The sequence below is a fragment of the Microcoleus sp. S13_B4 genome (assembly GCF_036700885.1).
Classification (GTDB): domain Bacteria; phylum Cyanobacteriota; class Cyanobacteriia; order Cyanobacteriales; family Microcoleaceae; genus Microcoleus.
Genome location: NZ_JAUBPU010000117.1, coordinates 1 through 4,425 on the forward strand (window position 1 = coordinate 1; position 4,425 = coordinate 4,425).

Below are 4,425 nucleotides of genomic sequence, written 5' to 3' on the forward strand. Positions count from 1 at the left end.
TCCCACAACCAACACCAACACCACCCGTCCCACAACCAACACCAACACCACCCGTCCCACAACCAACACCAACACCACCCGTCCCACAACCAACACCAACACCACCCGTCCCACAACCAACACCAACACCACCCGTCCCACAACCAACACCAACACCACCCGTCCCACAACCAACACCAACACCACCCGTCCCACAACCAACACCAACACCACCCGTCCCACAACCAACACCAACACCACCCGTCCCACAACCAACACCAACACCAAGTGCAACTCCAACGCCAAGGACGGAACCAACACCAGGGACGGAACCAACACCAACACCAACTGCAACTCCAACACGAGGGACGGAACCAACACCAACACCAACTGCAACTCCAACACCAACACCAACACCAACGCCTATATTCGGCCCAGTGCCCGAACCGGATACCGGTTGCGGTTGCGACCCCTTGCCCCAGCCACCGAACATCACATTTATCCCACCCCAGCCTTCCCCAATACTCAACTTCGACTCCGACGCCGCACAACTCATTGACATCCAAAACACGATGAGAGGCACTCCCGGAAACGATTCCTTAACAGGGAACGAAGCTAACGAACTGTTAATCTCCAGAGGCGGCGACGACACACTTTTAGGTGAAGGTGGCAGCGATATCATCTTCAGCGACCAACAGCGAGACTTTATCGCAGCAGGCAAGGGCAACGACATCGTTTACGGCGGCAAACAAACCGATGCCGTATTTGGTGGCAAACAAGACGATCGCATTTTTGGTGATCGCAATTCCGACACATTGTACGGCGATCGCGCCTCCGACACCATAGTCGGCGACAACGGCAACAACATCGACTTGACCGACAACGACGGCGACCTGATTTTCGGCGGGTCTTCAGGCGACGCCATTGCCGGCACTCAAGGCAACGACACCGTTTACTCCGGCAAAGGCCCTGACATCGCCTATGGTGGCATCGACAACGACCTAATTTGGGGTGACAAAGGCCCGGACACCCTTTCCGGGGACAAGGGAGACGACTCTTTGTTTGGTGGCGTACTCAACTCCCTAGACAGTGACCCCGACGGCTTCGATTTGCTGTTGGGAGGCGATGGCAACGACTTGATGAACGGCCAAGAACAAGACGATACCTTGCAAGGTGGCAACGGACGGGATTTGCTGTTTGGAGGCAAAGGGGACGATCGCCTTTTTGGCGAAACTGACTCGGATACTCTGTACGGCAATCAAGGTTCCGACACCATAATCGGCGATTACGGCACTCAACAAGGCAGTACAGTTGCCACGGATGAAGGCGATTTAATTTTCGGTAACGATAGCGGCGATATCATCGGCGGCGGTTGCGGTAACGACAGCATTTTTGCCGGCAAAGGTAATGACTTAATTCACGGTGGCAAAGATAACGACTTAATTCGGGGCGAACTCGGTTCCGATACCATTGTCGGCGATGAAGGAGACGATTCGCTTTACGGTGGTTTGCAAAATCAGTTAGTGTCGGATGTTGACGGTCGCGACTTGCTATTTGGAGGAGATGGAAATGATTTTCTCAATGGTGGTGAGAGTTCCGACTCTCTGAGTGGGGGTTTTGGTAACGATACCCTTCGTGGTGGCAAGGATGACGACTTGGTAAATGGAGATGCGGGCGATGATTTGATCTACGGCGACTCCGGCAGCGATATTTTGTGTGGTGATGAGGGTAACGATACCATTAGTGGCGATCGCGGGGAAAATCTGCGAGGCGCTGTGGGCCAAGACGGTCAGCAAGACTGTATTAATGGTGGCAGTGGCGATGACCTGTTATATGGCAATGAAGGTCAAGATACTCTCAATGGTGATGATGGTAATGACACTCTTTACGGAGGGAAAGATCGCGATATTCTCAATGGGGGTGCAGGAGATGACTGGCTGTTTGGTGATGGCGGAGATGATACTTTGATTGGGGGTATGGGGAACGATCACTTTGTGTTAAACGCTAACAGTGGTATGGATACTATCCTCAATTTTTCTGTAGGAACTGACAAGTTTTTCCTGGCTGACGGCTTGACTTTTGAGGCTTTGCAAATTAACCCAACGGCGAATGCCACACTGCTGCAAGTTGCTGCCACTGGGCAGGTTTTAGCTCAGGTTTTTGGCGCTGATAATTCTCTGACTTCTCTGGATTTTCTGAGTCTTTCTCGTTAAGACCAAAGCGCAATAAACAGCGTGTAAGGTTCCATTTCCACAGCACCTTACCGCTGTTTATTCAAAAATTCTACTCCTAAAAAAATAGCTGCGATGCTTCCGGATACACAAATTTGTCGGTTTTTGATTTTCAAAAAAACTTCGGCAATGGGGACTAAAACTACTTCAATATCTTCGGTAATATCTAATTGGATTTTGCTGCTGGCAAGCTTGACATTTTTAGCAAAGTATAGGTAGATAGAATTGGTGTCTTTGACGGGGTTATCATATAAAGTTGCTAGTTCCAAAATTTCTTCAGCAACATATCCCGTTTCTTCGGCAAGTTCTCTGGCTGCTGCCGATTCCCCGCTCTCTTCAGCAGGGTTGAAAGATCCAGCAGGCAGTTCCAGCAAAATTTCGCCTACTCCGTGCCTGTATTGGCGCACTAATACAAGTTCTTGCTGCTCGGTCGTGGCAAAGACTAGGGCGATATTGGGTCGGACATTAACAAAAAAGTCGTCTATAATTTCTCCGCTTGGCAATTCTATTTCATCTTGTCTAACCTGACACCACTTGTGGTTAAGAACGAAGCGCGATCGCAATAATTTCCATTTAATTAAATTTTTCATATCGCCATAATGCTAAACTTTCAGCGTCATCCGAAGGCAAAATTTTCCCATCCATAATTTATTTCAGATCAAAAATTTCACCCAGCCGCCATGCCATACAAAAAATTACTCACCAGATTTGGGGAAGACTTACAAAAATTGACTGTTAATTCTCTAGCAGCCGGATTGTTTGCGATCGAGTCACTGAGTCTGAGTCTAGCAGTCGTCGCCGCAGTTGCGACAGTGCCCGCAACACTGGAGCCAGTAAATGCTTCTACAGTCACCAGTTGGAAATTCGATCCGGCGACAAATCAGCTAGAAATTACTCTCCCAGAGGGAATGACGCCCCAGTATTCTCTACTAAATCTCAGTCAGATTGCTGTGGATTTGCCCAATACGGACATCGGAGTAGATGCAACTCAGCTATACCCAGAAGGCACAGTGCGTTCTGTGGGGGTTAGTCAAGTTCAACCGGGAAGGGCGAGAATTCTGGTCAATTTGGCTCCCGGAGTCGGTTTTAGCGGGGGGAAAGTGCAATTCCAAAGAATTGGGGTAGAAAATCGCTGGGTGTTACGACCTTCGATCGAACCGACTACGAGTATGGAAACTCCCGAAACTCAACCCCAGCCTGCAATACAAGTACGGCAAAACCAGCGACCGATAGATCCCAAGTCAACTGCTGCCACAGAGGTCGATCGACCAGAATCTCCTACTTCCTCGAATCCCGGTACAAATTTTTCGCCGCGGTCAACTTCAAATGACCAAATCCGGCCGCTAAGAGTGCCTTTAGTCAATGTTCGCCTTGATGAACGCCGTGTTGTACAAGCTGCGGCTGTACCCGGCCTAGCCTCTCAAATAACGCCTGCTGCTGCACCTCAACAGCGGACGCTTACTTTTGGTGAACCACTTCCTCGCGCCGGATCAAATGCTCCTTTGCAGGCTGCGACTCGGGCGAATGTCTTGTTGCCGGCGGGCACGGAGATCAGTTTGCTCTACCCCGGTGCTCAGGCTTTGCGGCTTGCCCGTGCGAAGCCCAGCCGAGAGGAAGTGCTACTGCTGCAAGGGGGAATTCTCGACAGTCTCGGCAATACGATCGTACCTGCTAATACGCCGGTCATCGGTCGATTTGAAACGACTAACCTCGGCAGTAGATTTGTAGTGGAAGCTATTAGTCTCAACGGCCGCAATATCCCTCTGGTGGCTCGCTCGGAACCCGTGGAAGGCCGACGGGCTCAGCCTTCCGATCGCAGTTTGTTGCGAAATACTGGTATTGGTGGCTTAGCTTTGTTCTTGCTGAGCGGCTTTTCCGGTATCGGTTTGTTGGCGGGAGCAGCCGGTGGTGTTGCTACAACTTACGTCGCTGCTCCTCAACCTGCTACGATTCAACCCGGTCAAATTTTGCAAGTTCAGTTAACCGAAGATTTACTGCAGTTGGGTTTTTGAAGCAAGAAGGAAGAAGCAAGAAGGAAGAAGGAAGGAGGAAGAAGGAAGAAGGAAGGAGGAAGAAGGAAGAAGGAAGAAGGAAGGAGGAAGACTTTCTTCTTCCCTCGAACCTCTTCGTTCTATATTTACTTAGGGCTTGCTGAATATATCGATCGCATATTACCTGGCCTGGGTTAAGAACTGGTGCGTTCGAGAGTCATCGC

The 4,425-nt window shown here is 50.2% G+C and carries 4 protein-coding genes; 2 read left to right on the forward strand and 2 right to left on the reverse strand.

Annotation, left to right across the window (positions count from 1 at the left end; translation table 11 throughout):
• Positions 1–399 (reverse strand): hypothetical protein (locus QT994_RS27225; RefSeq protein ID WP_333180189.1); only part of this gene is annotated, 399 nt, incomplete at its 3' end.
• A 53-nt stretch (positions 400–452) separates the two neighbouring features.
• On the opposite strand from QT994_RS27225, the gene QT994_RS27230 reads away from it, so the two are divergent.
• Positions 453–2,192: a calcium-binding protein gene (locus QT994_RS27230; protein WP_333180191.1), complete on the forward strand. Its 1,740-nt coding sequence runs from the start codon at positions 453–455 to the stop codon at positions 2,190–2,192.
• Between the two features lie 47 nt (positions 2,193–2,239).
• Here QT994_RS27230 and QT994_RS27235 read toward each other — a convergent pair whose 3' ends face one another.
• Positions 2,240–2,800, reverse strand: a complete 561-nt coding sequence (locus QT994_RS27235; protein WP_333180194.1) for an NUDIX hydrolase — start codon at positions 2,798–2,800, stop codon at positions 2,240–2,242.
• A 90-nt stretch (positions 2,801–2,890) separates the two neighbouring features.
• Here QT994_RS27235 and QT994_RS27240 point away from each other — a divergent pair, with 90 nt between their 5' ends.
• A complete protein-coding gene (locus QT994_RS27240) occupies positions 2,891–4,222 on the forward strand; it encodes an AMIN domain-containing protein (RefSeq protein WP_333180197.1) in 1,332 nt (443 codons plus the stop codon).
• The last annotated feature ends 203 nt before the right edge of the window (positions 4,223–4,425 follow it).